This is a genomic window from Flavobacterium rivuli WB 3.3-2 = DSM 21788 (genome assembly GCF_000378485.1).
GTDB lineage: Bacteria > Bacteroidota > Bacteroidia > Flavobacteriales > Flavobacteriaceae > Flavobacterium > Flavobacterium rivuli.
Genome location: NZ_KB899971.1, coordinates 103,603 through 128,131 on the forward strand (window position 1 = coordinate 103,603; position 24,529 = coordinate 128,131).

A 24,529-nucleotide genomic window follows, 5' to 3' on the forward strand; every position below is an offset into this window, starting at 1 on the left:
AATTGACAATGGTAGATGAGCAGCAAATAAGATACTCTGACGCAGACCTTGCAGAGTTTAAGGAATTAATTGGCAAAAAGATTGAGAAAGCAAAGGCAGATCTTGACCTGATACGCAGTGCATACATGAACGACCTTAATAATGGTACAGACGATACTTCGCCTACATTTAAAGCGTTTGAAGAAGGCAGCGAAACAATGAGCAAAGAAGCGAACTCGCAACTTGCCATCCGTCAGGAAAAGTTTATCCGCGACCTTAAGAACGCCCTTATACGTATAGAGAACAAAACGTATGGCGTTTGTAAAGTTACCGGCAAGCTTATCAATAAAGAAAGGCTAAAACTGGTTCCCCATGCCACTATGAGCATCGAGGCAAAAAACCTACAACGATAACAACAACAAGAGCTGCCCTTAAACGGGTGGCTTTTTTTATGCATCTTATTAAGGGATGTTGCTTTGTCGTGCACTGTAGTTTTTGGGTAGGACGCATTGCATGGCGTCTAACCTATTTTAAAAGCAGGAGTGAGAGACGCATTCAATGCGTCTCTACGGCGACATGGCGAAGATGACCTTCTTAGTAAAACAAGGAATAAACAAATGTTTATTTACTGCTTAGCTTTGTCCCACAACTCACAGGCTTCATCTTCCAGTTCTACCTCTATGGTATAATGTGTAAAAGGGTACTGCTTTAGTATCGCTTTTACATCGCGTTTAACCTGTATCATTTCAGGAAAAGTATCTACACCTTTTGTAGTAATATGGGCGGTGTACACATGGTGCTCCCCCTCCAGCGACCAGATGTTTATATGGTGCATAGAAACCACATGGGGTATCTGCAAAATTTTAAGTTTAATCTCTTCGGCATCAATATCAGCCGGAGAACCCTGTAATAATATTACAAGCGTTTCCTTAAGCCTGCCTATTACATTATAAAGTATAAAAAGTGTTATGCCTAAAGATAGTGCAGGATCTAACCACGGCGCATCAGTAAACATCATTACTACAGATGCTATTAATACCGCTGCCCAGCCCAGTACATCTTCTATAAGGTGCCAGCTTACCACGCGCTCGTTTAGCGATGTACCGCCACTAAGCCTAAAAGCTGCATAACCGTTTACCGCAATACCTAACAAAGCAAAATAAAGCATACCCTGCGCATCGGCAGGTTCGGGGTGCATAAGCCTGTTTACGGCCTCATAAATTACAAACCCCGAGCCTACTACCAGTATTACGCTGTTAAGCAACGCCCCTAACAATGAAAATCGGCTGTAGCCAAAGGTAAACTTACTATCGGCACCGGTTTTAGATTTGTTGTGCAAATACCACGATATACCCAGCGATAAGCTATCGCCCAGGTCGTGCAGTGCATCAGATAATATAGAGACGCTGTTTACATAAAACCCACCTATAACCTCTAAAATGGTAAAACCTAAATTAAGGAAAAAAGCAGCTTTAATATTCTTTGCCGAAACATTATGGGAGTGGTCATGGCCGTGCGAATGGCTATGGGAATGATCGTGAGGCATGAGGCAGTTTAGTTTCGTATAAATTTACGAAGGATTATGTATAACGCCGATAATAAAACATTAAAAAACAGTCAATATTATCTATAAAACAGCTAAAGAAATATCATCGGAATCTCCTCTGCTCCTACATTATAATCTGTACAATATGTATTAAAAACCCAAAGATGATTATCTATAAGTATAAAGTCCTGCGGTTTTTCTACTTGCAAAATATTTAATGCCTCCACAAACTCATTATATTTAGAATGCTTATCAAAATAAAAATGCACACCTTTAATAGTATCGTTTGCAGCAGAAATATCTCTAACAGCGTCCTGAGCCTTTTGCATTTGCGCAGTGTCCCACTCTTTATCACCAGTAATTTTTATAGTAATGTAATCTCTTTTATGATTATCTAATGCATGTTGCATTTTATCGTCATCGACCCATACAGGAATTGCGGTTTCATTAGTTACGATATTTACTTTGTATAAATAATAAAATAATAACACCGGAGTAAGCAGCGTTATTGCCGTTAGCCCCTGTAATGCAAAATGCCTTCTATGTGGTATCATAATTATCTATTTTAGTTATACAACATTTGATGAAATACTAAAACCTACAACCATAAACACTGCAATGATTATAAAAAATATCAGGAACTTTTTTACATCGGCAATGGTATAACCGGGCTTTAAAACTCCCGATGCGAAATAAGGTGATGCCAATGTAACCACTGCAAATAATATAACTACAACAAACGCCAACTGCATGGCAGAAAGAAACGCCACTAAGCTACCTGTTAGCGACATATTAACAGCTCCATAAATAACTATGGCAAGCCATAAGGTAAGCAGCATAACAAGAGGCTTTGTTTTCATGGCAAAACCTCCCTGAGTTTGCAGCTCCCTTACCTCTGTTTGTGCGCGGTGCCCTATGGCATCAGTATTTGCCATAAAGCCGGTAGCCTCTATTTGCCTTAGTAATTCGGCGGGGCTTTTAGACGACCAGAATACCACCTCATCTTTATACTGCGGTACTTTATGATGAATTTTAATGCCCGCACCCATTTTATAACCTCGAGGATGAGGCATTAAAGAAATAATATCGCCGGGTAAAAAAACAAGTTTACCAATAAGGCTAACATTAAGTTCCAGCTTATTGCGGGTTACATTTAGTGTAGCAAATGGCCACGACGATTTTAAAGCTCCAATTTTTGCCCCACCTGTATTTTTAAACTCGTTCATAAAACGTTAGTTATGTTAACTACTTTAAAAGTAAAACAAAAAAACATGCGCTAAACTATAGAACATAAAAAAAGGTGCTCCCCTTGCCGGAAGCACCTTTTCATCAAAAGTACAAAACTAACCCTTATACATTAATTGAAATCAAAACGTATGCCAAGAGACAAATTATTCTGATCTATTTCATTATTTGAAAAAACAGGCTGTAAATCGTACTTTGCATACAGGCTAATATCACGATAACCCACATAAGCGCTTACACCATATACAAAATCGTTTACATTATAATTACCTTTTGTCCTGTCTTTAACGTTGTTGCCGTTATCATCTTCAAATTTAATAATCTGTTTTTCTTTTACATTGAGGCCTACATAACCACCTACGCCTAAACGGAAACCCCTTTGTATAGGAAAATAGGTTTTATCGCCGTTTACTTTCTTTTTGGCAAAATCAAACTCTAAGTGTGCAGGTATTACAAGGTTTACATAGCGCAGGCGGGCAACATCTATATCGCGGCCGGCATCTACAAGTATTGTCCTGGCGCCATCTTTTGCAAAAACCCTGTCTCCATCCGGGCGAAGGTTATTGTACTGTAACGACAAGCCATATTTAGCATGCAGCAGGTTGTTCTCTTTAAGTATCCTTGTGTTCCAGCTTACGCCCCACTCATAAAAATCGCTCCTCCATTTAAAATTTTTATCTGCATTACCATCGTTCATAAGCCTGTTTACACCTATTGCAAACACCAGTTGCGATTGTGTTCTCTTATACTCATATACTTTTTTAATAGAATCCTTCACAGAGCGCGACTTGGTATCATACTTAAAAGTAAATCTCCTGCCATTTTTATCCTCTTCAATTTTACCGTCTACCTTATCTTTTACAAGGTCGTCAAGTTTTTGCTGCTCCACCGCAACAAGGGTTTCTATATTGTTTGCGCGTTTTTGGGCAAGTTCCTGCTTTTTCGAATCGGCCTGGGCAGTGGTAATCTCATTTTTTTCTAACTGAACGTTAACCGCCTCAACCTCTGTTTTAAGCGAGTCTTTTTGCTGTTTTGTAATCAGTTCTATTTTATCGCCTATGGCGTTTGCACGGTCGCTAAAAGTTTGTGCACATAATTTTGTAGCGCAAAGGCATAGCAATGCCACTACATAAAAAGTAATAGTTTTCATGTTGTTTTGATTTTAGTAAAAAAATTGTTTTTGATTGATGTTTATTCGTGGTTTCTTGACGCTACCGACGATTTTATTATATTATAATTTTTAGCTACTGATTGCAGCACCTTACCCCTGAAACTCTCGTTAAGCTCTCCCTCTACCGATGTAAGCAGCGAATTAGAATCTACCTTAACCGATTGTTTTTTTGGTTTGCCTGTTGCTGCCATTTGCTCTGTTACTGCCGTACTCTCTACCGATGCCAAAAGATTAGCCGCATCTACCGTAATTTTAGCAGGGCCTGTTTTAACTTTTACAGCATCGTTAACACCTATTGTAGCAGCAACGGCATCTTTGTTTACCATTGGTGCAATTTCATTTTTTGCAGTCTCCTTTTTAACTACAGTTGTTTTGTTATTTACAAAGGCCGCAGGTTTATTATTAGAGACTGTAGTAGTTGTTACAGCAACCGTTTCCTCCTGCTTAATACTTTCACTGTCAATTACCGTGGGTTTAAAACTTTCGCCTACAGATGTTTTTTGCTCACTTTTACCTTCTGTAATCCTGTTATCGTCAGTAGTAATCCCGTTTTTAGTGTTTTGGCTTTCCTGGTTTAAGAATAGCGACCCAACCAGTAACAGGGCCAAAAAACTTGCCGCCATATACATCCAGGTACGGCTGGGTTTCTTTTTCTTTTCTTCGGTAACCGATAGCATGGCATCCAGCCTGTCCCACGCCATCTCTGTGGGCTGTATGGTGCGCTGCTCCAGTTTTTGTTTAAAGTCCTGTTCTAATTTATTCGGTTCCATTTACGTAGTTCTTTTGTTTGTTAATTTGCTCCTGAAGCATCTTGCGTGCATGGCTCAGTTGCGATTTGCTCGTCCCTTCATTTATCCCCAGCATTTTTGCAATTTCCTGGTGTTTAAAACCCTCTATACAATACAGGTTAAAAACCATTTTGTAACCATCCGGCAGGCTGTCTATAAGGCTTTGTATATCATCTACACTAAAGTGGCTCTCTATGTTATTAAACGTGTCCTCTACATAATATTCATCTTCCAGAAAACCCACTTTTTTTTGAACCCTCAGGTACGATATGCATTCGTTTACCATGATCCTGCGTATCCAGCCCTCAAAACTACCTTTGTGCTCAAAATTTTTAAGGTTTGTAAACACCTTCATAAAAGCAGTTATCATTACATCTTCGGCCAGGTGCAGGTCTTTTATATACTGCCTGCAAATACTTAGCATCTTTGGTGCATGCTTAGCATAAATTTTTTGCTGCGCATGCCGGTTGTTATCGGCGGCGAGCTTTATAATGTCTTTCTCTTCCTGGTGTAAATTAATTACTTTCAAAACGGTTCGTGTTGGTTGGTGTGTTGGTCGTTATTGGTTCTCCTTTTCAGTTACAAACCTCCTTCTATAAGCATAGACGACAAGGATTGCAAAATGGTTGCATGAAAGGTAATTATTTTTTTAAAAATATTTTAAACACCTGAAATGCAATTAGATATTTTTTTTATTTTTTTTATCTGATATAGCAATTGCTAAAACATAACTCCATTTAAAAACATGTATCGAAATTTTCTTATTCCGAAAAAAATGTTAATTTTAACAACAATCACCAATATCAACAATTATTTATGAAAAAGACACTCTTAATGTTTGGACTTATCATCGCTACTTCATTTTTTGCCCCTGCAGCCGCACAGATATCTGTAGGGCGCGATAAAGTTGGCTCTCTCGAAAAGTTTAAAAAGGGAGAATATGATATTATTAAAAGCAAGACCAGCATTTTTGTAAACGACGATTTTACCATAGACGAAATGGAAACCATACTAAAACAGGTATGGACAATTAATCCTTATAAAGTAATTTCGAGAGAAGAGTTTGAAAAAAACGCGTCTAAATATGTTACAGAGAACAATGCTATTTGGAAAATGAATGCTCTCTTAAAAACTAAAACAAGCCAAAAAGGTTTTACATCAGAATATCTATATGTGTATTACGAATATTTTTACCCTACCGATATAAAAGAAAAGAAGAAGAAACTGGATTATGATACTAACGAGATCGCAGCAATATTTATGGGTGGTAATACCGATGCCATGTGGGAAATGGTTAGAAAGGTAAAATTTGGCGACCTTCAGGAAGACCTATACAATTACCAGTTAGGATATGTTAAAAACTATTTGCAATATGTAAACAACCTTTTAGTAAACCAGGGCACATCATGGGTATATGATACCGATTATGACAAGGCCAAAGTAAAAGAACTGGCAACAAAAACCATATATGTTCCTGAATATTTAAAAACTAAGAGTATATGGGGATATAAAGATAAAGACCGCCTCAACCCCGATGAACTTTTTGAGAAGTATCCTTATAAATATGAATGGATAAGCGACGAGGCACTAAACAAAAAAATACTTGCCGGTGGCAGCGAAGATTTTTACTACGTATTTTACACAAAAGTAAATGGACAGAAAATGGTAACCGTCACTAATGGTAAAAATGGCGATGTAATTTATAAAGATTACCAAACCATGAGCTACCAACTTAAACCCAAGGACCTGGGAGAACTGGCAGATGCTGTTAAAAAGAGTCTAAAGAAATAATTTTGTATATATATTGATAACGCTGTTAAAAAAGCTTACTTTTTAATAGCGTTATATTTTTTATACTGCCATATCTGTTTACAGATAATGTTATCTGTGATGTATTGTCCTGTATACTTTCGAAATAATCAAGGCAATCACAAAGGGTATTGCAGGTTATAGCATCACCATTAATTGCTACTACAATATCATCCAGGAGTAAACCGGCTTTTTCAGCATTGCTGCCTTTAAAAAGGCTTAGGATTTTATGTTGCCCATTTTCAAACTTAAGCCCAAATCCATAACGCTCCCAACTCTCATTTGACAACTCCTTAAAAGGTTTTAAATACATTTCATTATCAGGAAAATTCAGTGTTACTATGTAATTTTCGATGATAGGGCAACCCAATAATGTAGCCTCAAAATCATTCCCAAAAAACACAGGTTTATTTTTAAACTGTAAAACTCCTATAGAATAATTTGCTTCCATTACTGTAACAGTATTAAGTTTTCTCCCGGCAGTAGTTTCTGAGGCCGCACCTGTTATAAATATCTCTTTACCTGTATTCTTAAATTTTAGGCCGTCTGTTTTGCCCAATTCTAACAAAATATTACTCCCTGTATCAAAAAGCGTTTTTTGTTTCTTACCGTTAATTTTCAAGTCAATGTAAGGCTGTTTAAACTTGTCTAAAGAAACAGGTATTTTAGTAGCACCTTTTAAGCCCGGCAGTTTACGTTTGTCATTAGTTACTATAATTTTACGGCTGCCATAATCTATTTGCCATATACATTTACTTATAATATTAGCACCAATAAAACCTCCGTTAATTTTGCATTTAAGTGCAGGAAGGTTTGTCAGGTTTAATGTACGCATTGCTACATTTTTAAAAGCAAGCCCTGCAATAACAATACTATCGGCATAAAAATTACTATTTTTACCCGATTGCTGTGTGCCAGCTATGGGATATACAGACTTTATCTCATTGCTTATTAATGACAGGGCGCCGGTATCAAAGAGAAAATTATATGTCTCATTACCCAGTCTGGCTTTTATTATAATAGCTCCCCGATCGTATTCAAAAGGCAGTTCATAATAAAAATCATCTTTGGGGATAATCGCATCGTTTTGCTGAGCGTTTAAATTGATGCTATAAAATAACTGGAATAAGAGAAAAGTAAAAAAGAATCGCATTGCCATTAGTTGTTGAGCAATTAATGTATGAATATTATAAATAACAGCCTTCCTTAATTATAGATACCCTGCAAAAAATAAGTGTAAAGATATAACTTACTTCTTCCTCTCTATAACGTAGTTAACCATAAGCATAAGTGCCTCTTTATAGGGCGATGCCGGGTAGCCGGATAGCAGCAGTAAAGCCTCTTCGCGAAACTGTCCCATTTTTTGCTCGGCATAAGTAAGGCCGCCTTTTTGTTTTACAAAATCGATAACCTGCTTTACGCGCTTCTTATCTTTGTTATGGTTTTTAACCGAATTTATAACCCATTTTTTTTCGTCTTTAGAGCAGTTGTTAAGGGCATAAATAAGTGGGAGTGTCATTTTTTGTTCCTTAATATCTATACCTGTAGGTTTACCTATGGCATCATCGGTATAATCAAAAAGGTCGTCTTTTATCTGGAAAGCCATCCCTATCAGCTCGCCAAATTTGCGCATCTTCTCTGTGTCATCCCCTTCAGGGTTTACAGAGCAGGCACCAAGCGAGCAGCAGGCAGCTATTAGTGTAGCGGTCTTTTGGCGGATAATTTCGTAATAAATATCTTCGGTTATATCCAGCCTGCGGGCTTTTTCTATTTGTAGTAATTCGCCCTCGCTCATTTCGCGCACAGCCACAGATATAATGCGAAGCAAATCAAAATCGCCATGATCTATAGAAAGCAACAGGCCTTTACTAAGCAGGTAATCGCCCACCAGTACGGCTATTTTGTTTTTCCACAAAGCATTTACCGAGAAAAACCCACGGCGGCGGTTGCTGTCGTCCACCACATCGTCATGAACTAAGGTAGCCGTGTGTATAAGCTCTATTACAGCAGCACCGCGATAAGTACGCTCGTTTACTACGCCTCCACTTACCATCTTGGCAGTAAGAAACACAAACATAGGGCGCATTTGCTTGCCCTTGCGATTTACTATATAATGGGTAATGCGGTTTAACAACGCCACTTTAGACGACATGGACTCACGGAATTTTTTTTCAAAAATTTCCATTTCCTCTGTTATAGGCTGCTTTATTTGCTCAACGATTTTCATGCGCCTCAAAGATAACAAAAGAGATTGATTACAGAATACAGATTATTCACAATTCCTACAAACTGAAAACCGGGGCTGCGGCCGGAAACTGGTTAAACTGTTTCGGCCTTATTGGCTAATTGCCCGCACGCGGCATCTATATCTTTACCACGGCTGCGGCGCACTTTTGCCACAACACCATTGTTTTCTAATGCACGAATGTAAGCATCGGTAACCTCGGGGGCTGCCTGCTGAAATTCGCCATCGTCAATAGGGTTATATTCTATAAGGTTAACCTTGCAGGGCACATATTTGCAAAAGCGCACAAGGGCATCAATATCTTCTTTTTTATCGTTTATGTCTTTCCAAACCACATACTCATAAGTAACGCGGCTTTTGGTTTTAGCATACCAGTACTCTAACGATTCGCGCAAATCTGCGAGCGGAAAATTAGCACTAAAGGGCATAATGCGCGCACGAACTTCATCTATTGCAGAGTGCAGCGATACGGCAAGCTTAAACTTAACCTCATCATCGGCAAGTTTCTTTATCATTTTAGGCAATCCGGATGTAGATACTGTAATCCTGCGGGCACTCATGCCCAAACCTTCGGGCGAAGTAATTTTATCTATAGCCTTAAGCACGTTATTATAGTTCATGAGTGGTTCGCCCATACCCATAAATACAATATTGCTTAGCGGCCTGTTGTGGTACAGTCGGCTCTCACTATCTATGGCAGCCACCTGATCGTAAATTTCGTCGGGGTTAAGGTTACGCATGCGCTTTAGCCTTGCCGTAGCACAAAAATTACAGTCCAGGCTGCACCCCACCTGGCTGCTTACACAGGCAGTAGTACGGGTCTTGGTAGGTATAAGTACGCTCTCTACCACAAGGCCATCATGCAGGCGCACAGCATTCTTTACAGTACCATCTGTACTTTGCTGCATCTGGTCTACGTGAATGTGGTTTATAACAAAGTTATCCTGAAGCATCTGGCGGGTAGCCTTGCCTATGCTCGTCATATCATCAAAGGTATGTGCACGTTTGTTCCACAGCCATTCGTATACCTGGTTGCCACGAAATGCTTTATCGCCATTTGCCACAAAAAAATCACGAAGCTGGTCTTTTGTTAGCGCCCTTATATCTTTCTTCTCCATTTGCATGCTGCAAAGGTAGTAACTATTTGCGAATAATTTATTTAAGCATTTAAAGAGGTTTGGATCAGGTTTAATGTAACTAAAAAAGCCTGCAAATTTCTTTGCAGGCTACATAGTGAAATTATTTAATTTCAGCACATGCTGAGTTAATTGCTTTTGCTTATAAAATAATCCCATACCGATTTAGACACATCTGCAATCAGTCCTTCAGCAGTTTCCTTATTTTCAGTTATATTATTTAAGTAAATAGCTACTGCATAGTGCTTTCCATTAGGCAAAGTAATGATACCTACATCATTTAAGGCAATTTGCAATCCTTTATCGTCAGTTCCTGACATTCCTGTTCTGTGGGCAACCTTAGTACCAGTAGGAAGCTTTCCTTTTATCAGTGCCTTTCCTCTTGAATTTTGCTCCATTAACTCATTTAGGTATCGGGTAGTTTTTTTCTCAAGCAACTTATAATTATAAAAAAGGCTTAACAATTTAGTTGTTGCCAGCGGAGTTGTTGTGTTTACTTTTGCAAGTTCGCCACTGGCCATTTGCTCCTCATTATACCTTATAACAAAGCTCCCGATATTGAGTGTGTTTATATACTCCTGTACTACCTGAGTTCCCCCAATAAGCCTTAACAAAACATCACAACCGTTGTTATCGCTGTGAGATACCGTATACATAAGAATTTCATCGAGCGTAAGTGTAATATTGCCTGCAGGATATTTGTCTTTTATAGGGCTCCACGTATCCAGCAATTCTTTACTGCTAATAAATATTTTTTGTTTTAATGATAACGCACCATTGTCTACCTTTTTGAGTACTGTTAAGGCAATATGAAATTTAAATATACTCATCATTGGGAAATTTCTATCTCCATTCATGCTGAGTGTATCTCCATCTTCCAGGCCTAAAACCGAAATTCCAACAGTCGCCTTTTTATCGGCAACGATCTTCTCTAATTGTTCACGAAGCTCAGTAGTAGTAGTTTGCGCTTGCAATTGGTTTGCAGGCAGCATACAAAATAAAACGAAAATATATAATTTAGCCGTTACTGCCATGGCTATATTACTCTTTAACCAACTTATAGTTAGCCGATTTGCCCGATGCCTGCTCTGTGACCTTAAGCATATATACACCATTTGCAGCACCGGTAATATTAATAGTGCCCTGGGTAGTAATTTTACCACTTGTTACGGCCTGCCCAAGTACATTGTACAACTGGTAGGTAAGTGCCTGGTTGCCTGCTGCCGAAACTGTAAACACTCCTGAAGATGGGTTAGGGTACACAGTAACCGCATTTTTAAGCGCACTGTTACTTACAGACAATTCCTCTTCCATCCTGAATTTTGCAACAAACTCGGCTCCATATTCAGCACCTTCGGCAATAACTGTTCCGTTTGCAGTAATAAGGCTAAAGCTGCCTTCGCCATAATCGCAGCAAATACCATCGCCTTCTTCATCATAAATACCAAAAATATAACAGCCCTCTGCAGGTACAGTAAACGTAGTATTAATGGTTTCCTGCTGCATAAAACCGTATGGCCCGCCGCTGTATAAAACAGTTCCCGCAGCATCTTTAAGGTTCCATGTAGTTTCGTAGCCAAATTGATCTGTAACAAGGCTAAAGTTAATGTTTGCCAGTGCATATACCGGAATTTCTTCCACTACAAAATTAGCCGATGTGGTATTATTATTTGTATTACCATCTGTAGCACCATTGTTTACATTAGTAATTGTAAACGTAAAAGTATTGGTACCCTGTATGCCCTGCATTTCGGGGAGCGTTACTACGTAGCTTTCGTTAGTGGCAAGGTTGCCGGTAAACGGTAATACTCCTGCTTCGCCATTATTAAAAGTATAATTTATTTGTGCAGATGTAAGGTTCTCTGTACCCTTATTATCTATACGTATAATTGGTGTTATGGTACTCCCACATACACCTTGTCCCAAGCCTGCTATTACCGCTTTAGCGTCTACTGCAAAAACTTCGGCCGGCGGATAATAATCAAGGGTTAGTGCCTCCGTTCCCTCAGGGTCCAGCCAGTCGCTAAGCCTTGTGTTTACGGTAGTACCATTATCCCACGACCTTCCAAACCTGCCATAAGCATCATAACCGCCATTGTTTACCAGTCCGGCACAATCAGACGAGCCATAAAAAAGCTGCCCTATTATCCTGCCCTCGTTGTTAAATAATGGAGAACCCGATGATCCACCCTCTGTAACTCCCAGTTCCCAGTTGCCTACTACCCAAACATCTGCCTCACCATCATTCTCTGCCGTTGGGGCATTATCATCTTTACATACCTTCATGATATCGCCCTGTGGGTGGTGTATGCCAAAGGTAGATGGTGGGGCAACATCGCTCCTGTCCCAGCCTGCATAAACAAGGTCCCAGCTGGCAGGCATGTTTGCTGTTATTTGCACAAGGCAAAAATCAGATGCTTCGTTTCTTGCTTTAAGCGATGCGCCACTTGCCGTTTGGTAATAATCAGGTGCGTTTGATGTGCTTGGTGTGTTGCCGGCACACACAGGGTTAGGGCTTATCCAGTTAAAGCGGAATGCCCATTGCGACGGGTTGCTGTAACAATGGTTTGCCGTTAAAAAATAAGGTGTACCGTCGTTACTGGTATTGTTAACTAACGAACCCGTACAAAAACCCGAATTATTTGTAATAATAAGCGCAACCGCTTTTTTATTGATATCCTTTAAATCGTCTATACCGCCCAGGGTACAATTAACGTCGTAGTTGCAATTGCCGGAACCGTTAAGGTCGTCATCGGGCGATTTTAATAACCCTTCGGATGTGCGGTAACCGTGCACCACCTTAAATATTTCCAGTTTCCCCTGGCCTGCAACAGCCGCGGGTTCGTAATATTCTATCCATATATCCTGTCCTTTTACAAGCCAGGTACCCAGTACATGCTCTTCGTTATTTTGCTGTGCATCATAAGCGCCAAGAACATCGGTATGCTCATTATCATACAAATATACTTTTGCACCTGCCGGCATATAAAAATCGCTGAATAAAAAGTTCATGGTCTTAGCCCCGGCAGACTGGTAGCGTATTCTCCACAGCCTGTCGCCATTGGGCAAAGTATGCCAGTTACCACTATTATTAAGGTTATGGTCTACTAAAAACTCGTAGCCAAAACGCCATATCATGTCTTTTTTATTTTCGTTGGCTTTATCCTCGGCCTGCAGGGTTGCAAGGTCAAATTTGGGCATTACCACAGGTGCAACAGCCTCAAGTCCTTGTAATTTCCAGCTTAACGGCTTGCCCTGGTTAGTAACCTGCGCAAAGCCAAATTGCAGGCATAAAAGTAATATTAGGGTAATTTTAAATTTCATATTATAATTTTAAAAGTATGTAAAAGTAATTTATTTTGTTACATATCTGTACGGCAGCTAAAATTATCCGTATTTTTTTAACTAATACTTACGGGTTTGTTACCTTTGCAAAAAAAAATTACCATGCATTTTATATCAGAAGAACTGGAAGATTATGCCGCTAACCACAGCGAAAACGAACCTGCTTTACTGGTTGCCCTTAATCGTGAAACGCACCAAAAGGTATTGCAGCCGCGCATGCTTAGCGGGCACTTTCAGGGCAGGGTGTTAAGCATGATAGCCAAACTGGTTAACCCGCAACATATTTTAGAGATTGGCACTTTTACAGGTTATGCCACCTTAAGCCTTGCCGAAGGGCTGCGCGAAAATGGCACCCTTGATACTATTGATATAAACGAGGAGCTATACGATTTCCAGAAGAAATACTTTGACCTTTCTGACTGGAAAAACCAAATAAAACAGCATCTGGGTAATGCCCTGGATATTATACCCACATTAGGCAAAAAATTTGACCTTGTGTTTATTGATGCTGATAAAGAAAATTACACCAACTATTTTAATATGATTGTACCGCTTATGAATAAAGGAGGTATAATACTAAGCGACAATGTGTTGTGGAGCGGCAAGGTATTAGAGCCTGTAAAGCCTAATGATAAAAGCACAAAAGTTTTACTGGAATATAATAGACTACTTAAAGAAGACCCACGGGTAGAAACCGTTTTGTTACCCATTCGTGACGGGCTCACTGTTAGTAGGGTTATCTAAATCTTCCTGCTGTTTGGGGAAGTAGCGGTCTCTTAAATAAATATACAATTTAAGCACCAGCCAGCCCGTTAACAAACCAAAGGCATAGCCTGTAAGAATATCGCCGGGATAATGCAGCCCAAGGTAAATGCGGCTGTAAGCAAATATAAGCGGCCATATAAAGAAGAAGCCCATGTATTTTATATATGGGTGCAATACCCTGTATAAAAAGAAGGCAACCGCCATAGAGTTAGACGCATGGCCTGATATAAAGCTGAATGATTTACGGTTTTGAACCGATCGTATAAGCCCTGCAAGCTCAGGGTTATTACCGGGGCGCAGCCTTTTAATGGTAAATTTTATAAGGTTTGTAGTCTGGTCTGTAACTAACAGCAACAGGGTGATCATACCAATAATTAAAAAGGCATGTTTAGTGCCCAGCCTTTTAAAGGTAAGGTATAATATTATGGCAAAAATGGGTATCCAGCTTATTTGCTTTGTAATGATTTCCCACATTGGGTCGAAAGTTTCAGATCCTAACCCGTTAAGGTATATAAATACCTGCCTGTCTAATTGCTGCAGTTTTTCGAGCATACTATTTTAAACGTTTTATAGGGCCAGACATATCTTCTATATCCTCTTTTACCTTGGCAATTTCGGTGTGTATGTCATTATGAGCACCTTCGTTGCCTATCTCTGTAAAAGTCTTTTTTAAACCATCTATATCGGCGCTTTTATGTATCTCGCTCTTAATATCGTTGGTAGCGCTTTTAAGCTGCTGCATACCTTTAGCAAGGCCACGTGCAATTTCGGGTATCTTGTCCGATCCGAAAAGCATGAGCACTATCAATATGATCACAAAAAATTCTCCGCCTCCTATTCCAAACATAGCTCTAAATTTTAATACACAAATGTAATTATAAATTACGTGTTTTACCCCGTAGCCGGATGTGCTTTTACTGTAAATTTAAGTTTATTTAACTATTGATTTTTGAACACTCGTTGTTACTAAGGTTTTTTTACAGGATTTTGATGTGTATTAAAAACAGAGAAAACTACAATTTTTGAGTTTGTAAACTGATAAATAATTACAAATGGAAATTTAGAAAGTACAGCTTCCCTATAAGGCTTACGTTTAATTTGATAATGCTCCGGATGAATACTTATTTTTTCGAAATGTCTTTCAAGGATATTTATAAATCTGTCTCCTAATCCCAGCTGCTGTTCTTCATAGTAAAGATAGGCATTAATTATTTCTAAATTGGCAGCGTCCCTGATCTCTAAATCAAATGCCATTTTTTGCATCTCTTACATTTTGTTTTACTTCCTGCCATGTAAATGATTGCCCTTCGCCTCTTTCATATTCTTCCCTTCGTTCGTCGAGCGTTGTATAAAAAGCGTTATTAATCACAAAGTCCTGCTCTTCTTCAAGAATAGCCCTCACCCTGCTCAAAACACTTTCTTTGCTGGTTTGTAAAAGCATTTCTATCAATTCTAATTTCGAAAATTCAAGATCCATCTCAATAAAATTTATATCTAAATGTAATTAAAAAACAAGAACGCTGCAAATACTTTTATTATTGCTTGATCATCTTCTGCACCTCTGTACCATTGGCAGATTGTACCGCCACATAATATACACCGGTGCTTAAATGGCTTACAGCAATATCATTACCTGCTTTGTTTTGCAGCACTACCCTGCCAGATGCATCGGTAATTGTCACACCTGTAATAGCTTTGTCTCCTGCAAAATGCAATACATTAGCAACCGGGTTTGGAGCTATAATGGTTGTGTTGTTCTTAGTAAGCGCGGTGGTACCAAGAGCAGTAGCCGTATAGGATTCGTGGGTTGTTGTAGTCTGATTTACAATGTTTAATATAGGGATGTTTAATGTTGTAGAGATACTCCTAAATACAGGCCCTGTTGTAAGATTTGCACCATAATAGCTATAAATAGTCTGGTTAACCGTCCCTACAGGAAAACCAAGGTAAGTAAGGTCAATATCCTGCACTATTTTAAGTCTTGTTACAGGCGTTGCATTAGCGGTTCCTACATTTACCGTAAGTGTACCATAGGCATCTACAGTTGTTACGCCTGTACCCGTAAAAAAACCTTCTGCTCCCATACCTTCAAAAGTACCGGCAACATCATCGGTATTTGTAAAGCCATAAGAAAGAGGAAAATCGCCTAAAAAACCATTGTTTGAGCTATAATTTAATTCCATTCCACCGGCTTGAAATCCTGTAAGTGAATATCCGCCTGCCGCTGTGGTAGCTAAATAATAGTTTGTAACATTGTTTCCCGCCGTTGTTCTCACTAACATAGTAGATCCCGGAAATGTGTTAACTTCTGCTTCCGTAGGTACAATTACTCTTGTAGAGGATTGCCCTTCGTCAACAAGCTGGTTAAAAATCCAGGCAATGTTAGCACCGGTAGCACTTTGATCAATAGGTGTTGGCGAACTAACAAATGTGTACACGTCTTCTTCAACTCCGCCCGGTGAAGCGTTGAAATTATAAAATGACGGAATAGCTTCCTGCGCAAACGCCGCTCCTGAAATAAACAATGCTGAAAGAAGTAATTTTATTTTCATGGTGTGTTATTTAAATTCTCTCAAAAATATAAATAAAACGCCAACTTACCCCATTAATAATCAGCACATTTAACCAATTATTAATGTTTTTCGTATTTTTTTAAAGTTCAACAGCTTACATACACAGCACATTACCTCTTCTTTGCCTCTATCTTGTCAAATTTGCTTTTAATTTCCTGTTTGGGCCATGTATTGTTAGTTTCGTCAATGTCGGCGGTTTGCTGCTTAGGGTCAACAGTAATTTTCTTAACCTGCTTGTCTGTCGCAAAAACGCGGCTTGCCGTCTGGTTGTTCTTTCTCCATATCTGTACCGGAAAAACAGACGTTTCTGTTGTACCATCTTCAAAAGTCAGCTCGGCAATAACAGGCATCAGCATATCGCCGGGCTTATCAAACGTAACCTCATAAAAATACTTAGGCTGTTTAAGCTTTGCCCTTTCTTCCGGTGTAAATTTCTCCTGAATATAATCGTTAAGCAACTTAACATCAGCTGTAGCCAATGGCTTTTTAAGGTCTTTATTAAAGTCAGGGCCTTCGCTAACCATATAAACAAACGGGCCTTCTTCCTGCCCAAACCTGCCTTTTTTAACTGTGGCATCCTTAAGGTCTGCCGGTTGGGTTTCGGTTACATAATACTGCTTAACATTGGTAATGCCAATATCTACATAATTTGTAGAATAAAACCATCCCCTCCAAAACCAGTCAAGGTCTACCGCCGAGGCATCTTCCATAGTTCGGAAAAAATCCTCCGGCGTTGGGTGTTTAAACTTCCAGCGGTTGGCATAAGTTTTAAAAGCATGGTCAAACAGGTCGTGCCCCATAACAGTTTCCCTAAGAATATTTAAGCCTGTAGCCGGCTTTGCATAAGCATTAGACCCAAATTGGTGTATCGATTCTGAATTGGTCATGATAGGCTCCAAAAACTTCTGGTCGCCGCTCATGTACGGAACTATCTTGGCTGCAGGACCGCGCCTCGACGGATAATCGGGCATGTATTCCTGCTCTGTTAAATATTGAAGAAACGTATTAAGTCCTTCATCCATCCACGTCCACTGCCTCTCGTCGCTGTTAACGATCATAGGGAAGAACGTATGCCCAACCTCGTGAATTATTACGCTGGTCATGCCATATTTTATCTGGTCGCTCAGGTACCCATTTTCATCGGGGCGGCCGTAGTTCCAGCATATCATAGGGTACTCCATTCCCTGGTCTGCTGCCGAGATGGATATTGCTTTAGGGTACGGATAATCGAACGTATATTTAGAATAAGTTTTTAACGTATGTGCCACCACCTTTGTAGAGGTATCGCCCCAAAGCGGGTTACCCTCTTTAGGGTACAGCGATATTGCCATAGCCGTTTTTGTGGCAAGCTGCACCGCCATAGCATCATAAATAAACTTGCGTGAGGTAGAAAAGCCAAAGTCCCTTACGTTAGTTGCCTTAAACTTCCATGTTTTCTTTTTATCGCTAAAGGTTTTTTCGGCAGCCTCGGCTTCTGCCTGAGTTACAATTACCACAGGTTTATCAAATGTTTTGGTAGCCAGTTCATAGCGCTTTAATTGCCCGGCGGTAAGTACGTCTTTCCTGTTTTGCAGGTCGCCTGTTGCTTCCATAATATGGTCGGCAGGCACAGTAATGTTAACCTCAAAATTCCCGAATGGCAGCGCAAACTCCCCCGCTCCCCAAAACTGCATGTTCTGCCAGCCCTCTACATCATTATACACTGCCATGCGCGGGTAAAATTGTGCTATAACATACAGGTTATTATTATCTTTATCAAAATGTTCGTAGCCCGATCGGCCACCAATAATCTGATAGTTATTTATATTGTACCACCATTTTATACTAAAACTAACCGACTCCCCGTGCTTTAACGGCTTAGGCAAATCGATACGCATCATGGTTTGGTTCACGGTATATTTCAGGGGCTTGCCCGCAGCATCTTTTACATACTCCAACTTAAAGCCGCCGTCAAATTCGGCTTCCATATACCTGCGTGCAAAACCGTCAGCTTTGTAAGCCGCGTCCATTTTCTGGCTTTCTATAAGTTTAGATGGTGATTTGGCATCATGCTGGTTCTGGTCGAGCTGTACCCATAAGTAGTCTAAATTTTCGAGCGCGTTGTTATGGTAGGTAATGGTCTCGGTACCGTACAGCTTCGTGTTTTTATCGTCGAGCTCTATATCCATTTTATAGTCGGCCTGCTGCTGATAATAGGCAGGCCCCGGTGCGCCCGATGCTGTGCGAAACATATTAGGCGTAGCCAAAAGGTCATACATCTGGCTAAAAGGATTGCTGTCGGTATGGCCGGGTTCATGCTTTGCGGGTGGCGGTGTTGGCGTTTGGGCTGCTGCCTGTAAAGCTGCTATAAAGGCAAGGGTGTAGAATATTTTTTTCATGCTAATTAAAAATCTAAAGTACCCGAAGGTGTATCGTATGTAAGCATCAGGCTTTTTTTAACGCCGTTTACTTTTGTGTGTATAATGTTTTGCTGTTCGCTGTGGGCTTCAAACAAAAAGGTATTGTTTACTTCGAGCGAATTTATTTTGGCATCTGCCGGAACGGTAAGGTAACAAATAAGAATATCATCTTCGGTCTCACGGTCTAAAAAAGCAATAGGTTTTGCCACGCCATTTACTTTGATGTGCACTTTCTCTGCAAAATATTTTTTGAGGTAATCGGTCGTTTCGGGAATTTCTTTTGGAGTAGTGAGGTATAGCTTTTTGCCGTATTTTTTAGATAATGCGGCCTCAAGGTCGTCTATAAAAACACGAGCTGTTATTTGCAGTTCCTTTTTTTGGGGCGCATACTCCACCTGAAAAACCGACACATAATATTTATGCGCAGCCGCAGAGGTAAGCGTTACCGCCAATAGCAAAAGAAGTAAATACCCACCAGCCTTTTTCATAAACGTACCAAAACACAAACATAATTGTTTTATTAGAAATAAGAAAGTTAAAAAGGTGGATTTAAATAAAAGTGATTATCCGCGGATATTTAAAGGTTTCCTTCTTCAGGTGCTGTCGTTGCAAGGAACGAAGCAATCTTAAAATAGCCGTCGCCATTATTAACTTATATTCACGGCTCTACAGCAACACACCCCCAACCCCTCTCAAAAGGGGAGCCAGCTGCACTCATGCCGGATGATACCACGTGAAGAATAGAATATTTATAAAAGCATAAATATCTATCAATACTTTACCCATGCACTGCCCCACTCTTACCATAACTCTGAATCAGCTGTCCTTCAAAGTCCAGCCATTCTGCCCAGCGCTTGTCTACATCCACATCGGTAGCATACTTGCGGGCAAAGTTTAAAAAGGTGGTATAGTGTGTGGCTTCGCTTACCATAAGGTCATAATAAAACTTAGCCAGTTCTTTATCCTGTATATTTTGGTACAGTACCCTGAAACGCTCGCAGCTCCTTGCCTCTATCATGGCAGCAAAAAGCAGGCGGTCTATAAAAGAGGTGTTGCGGCTGCCGTTCTTTCGGGCAAACTTCATAAGCTCGCTAACGTAATCATCTTTGCGCTCACGACCCAGTGAGTAGCCACGTTGCTTAATAATCTCGACCACCATATTAAAGTGCTCCATTTCTTCAATAGCTATCTCCGCCATTTTCTGGATAAACTCTATGTGTTCCGAATTATTCGAGATTAAATACAGCGCATTAGCCGCAGCCTTCTGTTCGCACCAGGCATGATCGGTAAGTATTTCTTCCAGGTTAGATTCGGCTATATTAGCCCAGCGCGGGTCGGTTAAGAGTTTAAGTCCAAGCATAACGTGTTAATTACGATGCCAAAAATAAGTAATTTAGGGATGTACGCAAAATGGGGGTTCCATTCTGACCGCAGTGCAACGAAGTGGAGGCATCTATTTTTTATTTAGAGATTTTTCTTTCGCCGAAATGGAAAGATTTATATGAATTTTTCACTTGTAAATGCTTAAAAAAAAGTTACTTTTGAAATATAGATTTTTACCATGGATATTTCAGCTCAAATAAAAGACAGCCTGATTTCGAGAATTAAAAACTCAGACAACCTGAATTTTTTAAAAGCACTTCAAACCATATTCGATGCGTCGGAAGAATCATTGTATGAATTGAGTGCAGATCAGGAAAAATCAATCCAAACAGGCAGAGAACAAATTAAAAACGGGCAATTTCATACTAATGAAAATGTAATTTCTGAAATGAAAGAATGGCTTTCAAAGAAATAGTATGGTCCGAACTGGCAAAAATCGAATTTGCCAATATTCTTGATTTCTACCTGCAACGTAATGGCAATGCTAATTATAGCCTTAAATTACTTAATGAAGTTGAAGAACTTATGCTAACTCTGGGTCAAAATGAATTGATTGGAAGGCTAACATCTAATAAATTCACCAGAACAATCCCCATGAAGTATTACGCTGTTTTTTATGAAATAAATGAAAGCAGAATAGAAATCGTTTCCTTTTGGGACAACAGGCAGAATCCGGACAAGAGAAAAGTAAAATAACTTTGCCCAAACCAAAGACGCATTCAATACGTCTCTACACCCTCGTCCCTAACTCCGTCAACACCTTTACAAAATCCTCTACAATTTCTTCCCGTTTTTCAGATTTTCCGTTTTTAGATATCCATTTACCGGAAACAATAGTCCCGGCAATGTCACTAACGTCGGCAGTATACACAAAGGTGTTACACAGGTTTTGTAGCGAAGCTGTAGCTGCCAGTGGCGATGTTGCTTTTAGCACAACCGCATCAAACGGCTGGCCTACGGCAAAGAATTGCTGGCTTGGCGCACCCATAGCCTTGCGCCCTGCCTGCCATGCCATTTTTAGCGCATTAAAACCACTGTTGCCCTGCCCCGGATTTACGAATGTAGTACGCTTGTGCGAAATAAGGCGCTGCCCATAATCTAATATGCGCAACTCTTCGAGCGGGTTTAACCCTACGTGGCTATCGGTACCAATGCTCCAGTTGCCGTTGTATTTTTTGTAATCCTCAAAACGGAAAAGTCCGTCGCCAAGGTTGCCCTCAGTACTTGGGCACAGCACCACGTTAGCACCACTTTGGGCAATGCCTTTTACCTCGCTGTCGTCAAGGTGGGTAGCGTGTACTAAATGGTAGTTACCGTTTACATTGCAATTATCAAGCAGCCATTGTACAGGGCGCTTGCCGTGAAAAGCAACGCAGTCTTCTATCTCTTTTAATTGTTCTGACACATGTATGTGGAACGGCCTGCTGCCATCTAAAGCGTTGCAAACTGCAATAACATCTTCAGGCTTTACCGCGCGCAGCGAGTGTATCCCGATACCCACATTAGCATTTTCATACGCTTTAGCAGCTGCATCGCTGCTTTCAAGAAGCTTATAATAATCTTTAATAGTGTTACTTATAAATCTTTTTTGGCGCTCTACCGGTTCCTGCCCAAAACCGCCCTGCTGGTAAAACATGGGTACCAATGTAATGCGTATTCCTGCAGTTTTTGCAGCAGCAATAAGTCTCGCCCCCATTTCGGCAAGGTTAGCGTAAGGTTTGCCATCTTTATCGTGATGCAGGTAATGAAACTCGGCCACAGCTGTATAACCGTGCCGTGCCATTTCGGTGTAGAGCATTGTTGCAACGGCTTGCATTTGCTCTGGCGACAGGGTTAATGCCAGCCCGTACATGGCGTTACGCCAGCTCCAGAAATCATCGGCTAACCCGGTATCGGTGTGCAATTCTGCAAGCCCCGCCATAGCGTACTGAAAGGCATGCGAATGTGCATTCTGGAAACCCGGCAGCGCGTAGCCATTTATAATTTCTCCATCGGGTTTTTCGCTTTCGCTTATGGAAAGTATGTTGCCCGAAGCATCAAGTTTTACAACAGCATTGGCAATCCAGCCATCCTCGGTAAGGAGGCCTTTAAAAGTATAGGTAGTGGCAGTCATTACGCCTGTAAAGTTTTAATAAGTTGGGTAAAAACGTTGGTTAGCACTTCGCGTATGTGTGCCGCATTCTCTTCAGAATAATTAGTTTCGGAGGCATCCATATAATTGGTCTTCGCCATCTCTAACTGTAACGCATGCACATTATTTTGCGGTTTACCAAAACTGCGCGTTATGTGTCCGCCCTTAAACGGGTGGTTATGTTCAGCATTGTACTTATCGGTTTGCAATGCATCCCACGCTGCTTTTATAACATCGGCAGAGGCCGATGTGCCGTCGTTATCCCCTAAAATAAGATCCGGGAACGCCTCTTTTTGAATACCCGGAACCACCTTGCGTATGGAGTGCGCATCAAAAAGTAGTGCCGTGCCAAACTGCGTTTTGGTTTGTTCCAGCAGTTGCTCTATCTGCTCGTGGTAGGGTATGTAATATTGGTGTATCCTTTCGGCAATTTCATGTTCGTCCGGCTCGCTTGCCTGGTACAATGGCTCACCGTTAAAGTTAGTTAGCGGAACCAGCCCGGTTATTACGCGACCATCGGTATACAACGGTTTACTTTCGGGGTCGCGGTTAAGGTCTATTACCCAGCGGCTGTAGTTTGCCTTTATAACCGTGATGCCCATTGCCGGTGCAAAGTCATACAGGCGGTCTATAAACCAGTCGGTATCGTCGGGCGTTTCTGCCTTATCAGGAAAAAGACGCGAGGCAATTTCGGGTGGAAAAAAAGTGCCGGAGTGCGGCGAACTCAATATAATGGGAACCTTTGGGGCAGTGGGCTGTGTAATGTGAAAAACGTCCATAACGGGTTTGGTTTTTTATAGAAACTACAACAAAGATACGTTTTGAGGATAAATTTTTCAACCACGAAGTAAAGGAAGTTGTATTTGAACTTTATCAAACTTACTAATTATAATAATAATCTGGTTTCTTAGTCTATTTAAATGATTTAAAATCTAACCACAAAGTACACAAGGTTTTTCACTAAGAACACTAAAGCGTATGTATAAAGGTCTGTTCCAGACTACAAAGACACAAAGCTTTGTGCCCTTCAATCCCGATAGGGATTGGAATCTTCTACAAGATTGCCTTGTGTTCTTAGTGAAAAACCTTGTGTACTTTGTGGTAAATACTTGGAGGTTATTTACCAGGACTCATTTAGCGGTTAGATGAGTAATAAAATGACGTGTTACCACTATCTATATAATCATGACAAACCAACAAACAGCTATTTCTTCTGCTCTAAGTATTCTTTGCTTTTAGTAACCAAATAATCAGTAAGCTCAAATTCTTTTTTAGGATCCAGCAATGCCTGGCTGCCGGCACCTGTATCGCAATAGGTTAGGAAAAGCCCTATATCATCTTTGGGGATTTGCAGTAACTGTGTAAAAAAATTGTAGGTATAACGAGCTTTAACCGTTTCCGGAAAAGACCCTGCGGTATCTAACGAATATATTTCGCCCTTGTCTTTCTTTTTATTTTTCTTTTTAAAGAATGATTCATAAATGCGTACAAAATTTACACCTACCAACTGACTTCCCTGTGCTTGTGTGGGCAACGCGCCATTTAGGTTTTTGTCGTATTTGTTGCGCTCTGTCCTAAATTTATTTTGCTCTGCTACCCCTGTCATACCGGAGGTAACTGCCAGTGTTTTCACTTTTTTGCTGTCGCCGGCTAAATCGCCTGTCAATACCGTTGGTTTTATAATAACCTCATCAAGCACCTTGACATCTATGTTTAACTTTATAACTAACGGATCCTGCAAAAAGTGACTCTCCTTTATTACAATATATGCAGTACGAAAGCCTACGCCCGAAAAAGAAAGCGTATCTGCAGCACGGGCATAAATGGTAAACATGCCGCGGGTATCTGTAACGGCACTAATGCGCGATGTATTATTTTTTATGGTAAGATTGTCTATAGCAAGCGAGTCGGCTATAACCATACCATGCAATATCTGGCGTGGATTTAACTTTTGACTAAAGCCGAAAAGCGGTAGTAAAAGCAGTAGTGCGAAAAGGAGTTTGCGAGTCATAAT

General features: G+C 40.3%; 27 protein-coding genes. 5 read left to right on the forward strand and 22 right to left on the reverse strand.

What is annotated here, in order from left to right:
* Window positions 1-8: 8 nt before the first annotated feature.
* Complete coding sequence (locus tag F565_RS0113495) at window positions 9-392, forward strand: TraR/DksA family transcriptional regulator (RefSeq protein WP_020213771.1); 384 nt, start codon at window positions 9-11, stop codon at window positions 390-392.
* Window positions 393-604: 212 nt separating this feature from the next.
* On the opposite strand, the gene F565_RS0113500 is transcribed toward F565_RS0113495, so the two are convergent.
* The 6 genes from F565_RS0113500 to F565_RS0113525 all read right to left on the reverse strand — a co-directional run bounded on the left by F565_RS0113500 (window position 605) and on the right by F565_RS0113525 (window position 5,258).
* Window positions 605-1,525: a cation diffusion facilitator family transporter gene (locus F565_RS0113500; RefSeq protein ID WP_020213772.1), complete on the reverse strand. Its 921-nt coding sequence runs from the start codon at window positions 1,523-1,525 to the stop codon at window positions 605-607.
* A gap of 92 nt (window positions 1,526-1,617) precedes the next feature.
* Complete coding sequence (locus F565_RS0113505; protein WP_020213773.1) at window positions 1,618-2,079, reverse strand: hypothetical protein; 462 nt, start codon at window positions 2,077-2,079, stop codon at window positions 1,618-1,620.
* Between the two features lie 15 nt (window positions 2,080-2,094).
* Entirely contained in the window at window positions 2,095-2,751 is a 657-nt protein-coding gene (locus tag F565_RS0113510) for a hypothetical protein (RefSeq protein ID WP_020213774.1), read from the reverse strand.
* Between the two features lie 131 nt (window positions 2,752-2,882).
* Window positions 2,883-3,920 (reverse strand): hypothetical protein, encoded by a 1,038-nt coding sequence (locus F565_RS0113515; RefSeq protein ID WP_020213775.1) that lies wholly within the window; start codon window positions 3,918-3,920, stop codon window positions 2,883-2,885.
* A gap of 41 nt (window positions 3,921-3,961) precedes the next feature.
* On the reverse strand, window positions 3,962-4,711 hold the full coding sequence (locus tag F565_RS0113520; protein WP_020213776.1) for a hypothetical protein: 750 nt from the start codon (window positions 4,709-4,711) through the stop codon (window positions 3,962-3,964).
* The gene (locus F565_RS0113525; protein ID WP_020213777.1) at window positions 4,698-5,258 is read right to left on the reverse strand and encodes an RNA polymerase sigma factor; all 561 of its coding nucleotides are present in this window, start codon (window positions 5,256-5,258) and stop codon (window positions 4,698-4,700) included. Before F565_RS0113525 ends, F565_RS0113520 begins: the two co-directional genes overlap by 14 nt.
* A gap of 287 nt (window positions 5,259-5,545) precedes the next feature.
* Between F565_RS0113525 and F565_RS0113530 the strand changes: the two genes are divergently transcribed.
* Entirely contained in the window at window positions 5,546-6,520 is a 975-nt protein-coding gene (locus F565_RS0113530) for a hypothetical protein (RefSeq protein ID WP_154652608.1), read from the forward strand.
* A 25-nt stretch (window positions 6,521-6,545) separates the two neighbouring features.
* On the opposite strand, the gene F565_RS0113535 is transcribed toward F565_RS0113530, so the two are convergent.
* From F565_RS0113535 to F565_RS0113555, 5 genes are all read right to left on the reverse strand, one after another.
* Window positions 6,546-7,691, reverse strand: coding sequence for a hypothetical protein (locus F565_RS0113535; protein ID WP_154652609.1), 1,146 nt, complete (start codon window positions 7,689-7,691; stop codon window positions 6,546-6,548).
* A 96-nt stretch (window positions 7,692-7,787) separates the two neighbouring features.
* The gene (locus F565_RS0113540; RefSeq protein WP_020213780.1) at window positions 7,788-8,765 is read right to left on the reverse strand and encodes a polyprenyl synthetase family protein; all 978 of its coding nucleotides are present in this window, start codon (window positions 8,763-8,765) and stop codon (window positions 7,788-7,790) included.
* 92 nt (window positions 8,766-8,857) lie between these two features.
* The gene (gene rlmN, locus F565_RS0113545; RefSeq protein WP_020213781.1) at window positions 8,858-9,907 is read right to left on the reverse strand and encodes a dual-specificity RNA methyltransferase RlmN; all 1,050 of its coding nucleotides are present in this window, start codon (window positions 9,905-9,907) and stop codon (window positions 8,858-8,860) included.
* A gap of 140 nt (window positions 9,908-10,047) precedes the next feature.
* Window positions 10,048-10,893 carry a class A beta-lactamase, subclass A2 gene (bla, locus tag F565_RS0113550; RefSeq protein ID WP_169336027.1) on the reverse strand — a complete coding sequence of 282 codons (846 nt, stop codon included), beginning with the start codon at window positions 10,891-10,893 and terminating at the stop codon, window positions 10,048-10,050.
* Window positions 10,894-10,960: 67 nt separating this feature from the next.
* Window positions 10,961-13,243: a T9SS type A sorting domain-containing protein gene (locus tag F565_RS0113555; protein WP_020213783.1), complete on the reverse strand. Its 2,283-nt coding sequence runs from the start codon at window positions 13,241-13,243 to the stop codon at window positions 10,961-10,963.
* A 123-nt stretch (window positions 13,244-13,366) separates the two neighbouring features.
* Between F565_RS0113555 and F565_RS0113560 the strand changes: the two genes are divergently transcribed.
* The gene (locus F565_RS0113560) at window positions 13,367-14,008 is read left to right on the forward strand and encodes an O-methyltransferase (RefSeq protein ID WP_020213784.1); all 642 of its coding nucleotides are present in this window, start codon (window positions 13,367-13,369) and stop codon (window positions 14,006-14,008) included.
* Here F565_RS0113560 and F565_RS0113565 read toward each other — a convergent pair.
* The 8 genes from F565_RS0113565 to F565_RS0113600 form a co-directional block, all read right to left on the reverse strand.
* The gene (locus tag F565_RS0113565; protein ID WP_020213785.1) at window positions 13,967-14,581 is read right to left on the reverse strand and encodes a phosphatase PAP2 family protein; all 615 of its coding nucleotides are present in this window, start codon (window positions 14,579-14,581) and stop codon (window positions 13,967-13,969) included. The genes F565_RS0113560 and F565_RS0113565 overlap by 42 nt on opposite strands.
* A gap of 1 nt (window position 14,582) precedes the next feature.
* Window positions 14,583-14,876, reverse strand: coding sequence for a Sec-independent protein translocase subunit TatA/TatB (locus tag F565_RS0113570; RefSeq protein WP_020213786.1), 294 nt, complete (start codon window positions 14,874-14,876; stop codon window positions 14,583-14,585).
* A gap of 119 nt (window positions 14,877-14,995) precedes the next feature.
* Window positions 14,996-15,292, reverse strand: coding sequence for a type II toxin-antitoxin system RelE/ParE family toxin (locus F565_RS0113575; RefSeq protein ID WP_020213787.1), 297 nt, complete (start codon window positions 15,290-15,292; stop codon window positions 14,996-14,998).
* Window positions 15,273-15,506 (reverse strand): hypothetical protein, encoded by a 234-nt coding sequence (locus tag F565_RS21665; RefSeq protein ID WP_020213788.1) that lies wholly within the window; start codon window positions 15,504-15,506, stop codon window positions 15,273-15,275. The genes F565_RS0113575 and F565_RS21665 overlap by 20 nt, the downstream gene beginning before the upstream one ends.
* A gap of 58 nt (window positions 15,507-15,564) precedes the next feature.
* A complete protein-coding gene (locus F565_RS0113585; protein ID WP_020213789.1) occupies window positions 15,565-16,581 on the reverse strand; it encodes a T9SS type A sorting domain-containing protein in 1,017 nt (338 codons plus the stop codon).
* A gap of 131 nt (window positions 16,582-16,712) precedes the next feature.
* The gene (locus tag F565_RS0113590; RefSeq protein WP_020213790.1) at window positions 16,713-18,980 is read right to left on the reverse strand and encodes a M1 family metallopeptidase; all 2,268 of its coding nucleotides are present in this window, start codon (window positions 18,978-18,980) and stop codon (window positions 16,713-16,715) included.
* Window positions 18,981-18,985: 5 nt separating this feature from the next.
* Window positions 18,986-19,489 (reverse strand): DUF6702 family protein, encoded by a 504-nt coding sequence (locus F565_RS0113595; RefSeq protein ID WP_020213791.1) that lies wholly within the window; start codon window positions 19,487-19,489, stop codon window positions 18,986-18,988.
* A 290-nt stretch (window positions 19,490-19,779) separates the two neighbouring features.
* On the reverse strand, window positions 19,780-20,361 hold the full coding sequence (locus F565_RS0113600; RefSeq protein ID WP_020213792.1) for a MiaE family protein: 582 nt from the start codon (window positions 20,359-20,361) through the stop codon (window positions 19,780-19,782).
* Window positions 20,362-20,562: 201 nt separating this feature from the next.
* Between F565_RS0113600 and F565_RS0113605 the strand changes: the two genes are divergently transcribed.
* Window positions 20,563-20,799, forward strand: coding sequence for a hypothetical protein (locus F565_RS0113605; protein ID WP_020213793.1), 237 nt, complete (start codon window positions 20,563-20,565; stop codon window positions 20,797-20,799).
* The gene (locus F565_RS0113610; RefSeq protein ID WP_020213794.1) at window positions 20,781-21,080 is read left to right on the forward strand and encodes a type II toxin-antitoxin system RelE/ParE family toxin; all 300 of its coding nucleotides are present in this window, start codon (window positions 20,781-20,783) and stop codon (window positions 21,078-21,080) included. Before F565_RS0113605 ends, F565_RS0113610 begins: the two co-directional genes overlap by 19 nt.
* A 34-nt stretch (window positions 21,081-21,114) precedes the next feature.
* Here F565_RS0113610 and hutF read toward each other — a convergent pair whose 3' ends face one another.
* From hutF to F565_RS0113625, 3 genes are all read right to left on the reverse strand, one after another.
* Window positions 21,115-22,497: a formimidoylglutamate deiminase gene (hutF, locus tag F565_RS0113615; protein ID WP_020213795.1), complete on the reverse strand. Its 1,383-nt coding sequence runs from the start codon at window positions 22,495-22,497 to the stop codon at window positions 21,115-21,117.
* Window positions 22,497-23,294, reverse strand: coding sequence for an N-formylglutamate amidohydrolase (locus tag F565_RS0113620; protein WP_020213796.1), 798 nt, complete (start codon window positions 23,292-23,294; stop codon window positions 22,497-22,499). The genes hutF and F565_RS0113620 overlap by 1 nt, the downstream gene beginning before the upstream one ends.
* A gap of 425 nt (window positions 23,295-23,719) precedes the next feature.
* Window positions 23,720-24,526: a hypothetical protein gene (locus F565_RS0113625; RefSeq protein ID WP_026300059.1), complete on the reverse strand. Its 807-nt coding sequence runs from the start codon at window positions 24,524-24,526 to the stop codon at window positions 23,720-23,722.
* Window positions 24,527-24,529: the final 3 nt, after the last annotated feature.

Excerpts from the sequence above, each read along its gene's own strand:
- F565_RS0113515 (WP_020213775.1), bottom strand. The coding sequence starts at position 3,920 with ATGAAAACTATTACTTTTTATGTAGTGGCATTGCTATGCCTTTGCGCT.
- rlmN (WP_020213781.1), bottom strand. The coding sequence starts at position 9,907 with ATGCAAATGGAGAAGAAAGATATAAGGGCGCTAACAAAAGACCAGCTT.
- F565_RS0113555 (WP_020213783.1), bottom strand. The coding sequence starts at position 13,243 with ATGAAATTTAAAATTACCCTAATATTACTTTTATGCCTGCAATTTGGC.
- F565_RS0113565 (WP_020213785.1), bottom strand. The coding sequence starts at position 14,581 with ATGCTCGAAAAACTGCAGCAATTAGACAGGCAGGTATTTATATACCTT.
- F565_RS0113560 (WP_020213784.1), top strand. The coding sequence starts at position 13,367 with ATGCATTTTATATCAGAAGAACTGGAAGATTATGCCGCTAACCACAGC.
- F565_RS0113625 (WP_026300059.1), bottom strand. The coding sequence starts at position 24,526 with ATGACTCGCAAACTCCTTTTCGCACTACTGCTTTTACTACCGCTTTTC.
- F565_RS0113530 (WP_154652608.1), top strand. The coding sequence starts at position 5,546 with ATGAAAAAGACACTCTTAATGTTTGGACTTATCATCGCTACTTCATTT.
- F565_RS0113535 (WP_154652609.1), bottom strand. The coding sequence starts at position 7,691 with ATGCGATTCTTTTTTACTTTTCTCTTATTCCAGTTATTTTATAGCATC.
- F565_RS0113600 (WP_020213792.1), bottom strand. The coding sequence starts at position 20,361 with ATGCTTGGACTTAAACTCTTAACCGACCCGCGCTGGGCTAATATAGCC.
- F565_RS0113610 (WP_020213794.1), top strand. The coding sequence starts at position 20,781 with ATGGCTTTCAAAGAAATAGTATGGTCCGAACTGGCAAAAATCGAATTT.
- F565_RS0113505 (WP_020213773.1), bottom strand. The coding sequence starts at position 2,079 with ATGATACCACATAGAAGGCATTTTGCATTACAGGGGCTAACGGCAATA.
- F565_RS0113500 (WP_020213772.1), bottom strand. The coding sequence starts at position 1,525 with ATGCCTCACGATCATTCCCATAGCCATTCGCACGGCCATGACCACTCC.
- hutF (WP_020213795.1), bottom strand. The coding sequence starts at position 22,497 with ATGACTGCCACTACCTATACTTTTAAAGGCCTCCTTACCGAGGATGGC.
- F565_RS0113520 (WP_020213776.1), bottom strand. The coding sequence starts at position 4,711 with ATGGAACCGAATAAATTAGAACAGGACTTTAAACAAAAACTGGAGCAG.
- F565_RS0113595 (WP_020213791.1), bottom strand. The coding sequence starts at position 19,489 with ATGAAAAAGGCTGGTGGGTATTTACTTCTTTTGCTATTGGCGGTAACG.
- F565_RS0113510 (WP_020213774.1), bottom strand. The coding sequence starts at position 2,751 with ATGAACGAGTTTAAAAATACAGGTGGGGCAAAAATTGGAGCTTTAAAA.
- F565_RS0113540 (WP_020213780.1), bottom strand. The coding sequence starts at position 8,765 with ATGAAAATCGTTGAGCAAATAAAGCAGCCTATAACAGAGGAAATGGAA.
- F565_RS0113570 (WP_020213786.1), bottom strand. The coding sequence starts at position 14,876 with ATGTTTGGAATAGGAGGCGGAGAATTTTTTGTGATCATATTGATAGTG.
- F565_RS0113605 (WP_020213793.1), top strand. The coding sequence starts at position 20,563 with ATGGATATTTCAGCTCAAATAAAAGACAGCCTGATTTCGAGAATTAAA.
- F565_RS0113585 (WP_020213789.1), bottom strand. The coding sequence starts at position 16,581 with ATGAAAATAAAATTACTTCTTTCAGCATTGTTTATTTCAGGAGCGGCG.
- F565_RS0113620 (WP_020213796.1), bottom strand. The coding sequence starts at position 23,294 with ATGGACGTTTTTCACATTACACAGCCCACTGCCCCAAAGGTTCCCATT.
- F565_RS0113590 (WP_020213790.1), bottom strand. The coding sequence starts at position 18,980 with ATGAAAAAAATATTCTACACCCTTGCCTTTATAGCAGCTTTACAGGCA.
- F565_RS0113495 (WP_020213771.1), top strand. The coding sequence starts at position 9 with ATGGTAGATGAGCAGCAAATAAGATACTCTGACGCAGACCTTGCAGAG.
- F565_RS0113575 (WP_020213787.1), bottom strand. The coding sequence starts at position 15,292 with ATGCAAAAAATGGCATTTGATTTAGAGATCAGGGACGCTGCCAATTTA.
- F565_RS21665 (WP_020213788.1), bottom strand. The coding sequence starts at position 15,506 with ATGGATCTTGAATTTTCGAAATTAGAATTGATAGAAATGCTTTTACAA.